The following is a 1,066-nucleotide window of genomic DNA, read 5'->3' as shown; positions in this document are numbered from 1 at the left end:
TACGTCTCATCAGACGGAGTTTACTTCTCTGTTCGCAAGTTTAGTCACTACGGTCGTCTTTCAGGACGTTCTGTCGACGAGATGCGCAGCGGAGCCCGGGTAGAAGTGAATGAAGCAAAAGAGGATCCCCTGGATTTTGCCCTGTGGAAGCTTGCCAAACCTGGCGAGATCTCATGGGACAGCCCTTGGGGAAAGGGTCGTCCGGGATGGCATATTGAGTGTTCGGCGATGAGTCTGAGGCATCTCGGGGCAGGGTTCGACATTCACGGGGGAGGNNTACTGGATGCACTCCGGAATGGTCAACATGGGCGGCGAGAAGATGTCGAAGTCACTCGGCAATGTCATGACCGTGCGCGAATTGCTGGAGCAATACCCAGGGCAGGTCGTTCGGCTCTATCTTTTGCAGACGTCGTACGAGAAACCACTGAAGTTCAACATTTCGGGGTTCGGACAGGCATTTACAACCTATGAGCGCATGGCGGAGTTCGAGGCATTTCTACAAGAATTGGGTCAGGTCTCCCATGAGGGCTTGGAGCCGGAGTTTGAGAGTACATGTTCCAGTTTTCTCGGTGAGTTTGACGCTTCGCTGGCAGACAATCTCAACACGTCCCGTGCACTTGCTTCCGTCTACGAGTTCATGACTCGAGTGCGCCGCACGGCTTCGGAGCGGCTGCTTGGTGGATCAGAGGCTTCTCGTGCGCTCGAAGTCTTCCGCTCGGCTCTTTGGGTACTTGGCCTCGACCAGACGAACGACTACATGGGACACAAGTCCAGTCTTCTTGTCGGCAAGCAGCATGCGCTCATGGCCGTTGCCGCAGAGGTTGGAGTTGCTGCGGACGATCACAATTCCACGAGCGATCTTCTCGATACGATTGTCATGAAGCGTCGGGTCGCTCGTGAGGCAGGACAGTACGACGTGGCTGACCAGATCAGGGAGCGCCTCAAGGGTGTTGGTATCGCTCTGGAGGACGGCGTTGATGGTGTGAGGTATCGCATCCATGGCTAATAGTGATAGAACAAGACCGGAAGGTATGCTTATTTATGGTAAGAACTCGGTTATGGGTGC

Annotated in this window: 1 protein-coding gene and 1 pseudogene; both read left to right on the top strand. The window is 54.8% G+C overall.

Annotation, left to right across the window (positions count from 1 at the left end):
- Positions 1-204, top strand: a pseudogene (locus SMC5_RS11870) (cysteine--tRNA ligase); the annotation flags it as partial.
- 79 nt (positions 205-283) lie between these two features.
- Positions 284-1,006 carry a class I tRNA ligase family protein gene (locus SMC5_RS05250; RefSeq protein WP_119119892.1) on the top strand — a complete coding sequence of 241 codons (723 nt, stop codon included), beginning with the start codon at positions 284-286 and terminating at the stop codon, positions 1,004-1,006.
- The last annotated feature ends 60 nt before the right edge of the window (positions 1,007-1,066 follow it).

Origin of the sequence: Candidatus Cryosericum odellii (assembly GCF_003570935.1) — a bacterium.
Classification (GTDB): Bacteria; Caldisericota; Caldisericia; order Cryosericales; family Cryosericaceae; genus Cryosericum; species Cryosericum odellii.
Note: the sequence above shows the minus strand (reverse complement) of the source record. Positions and strands in the feature narration are given on the sequence as shown.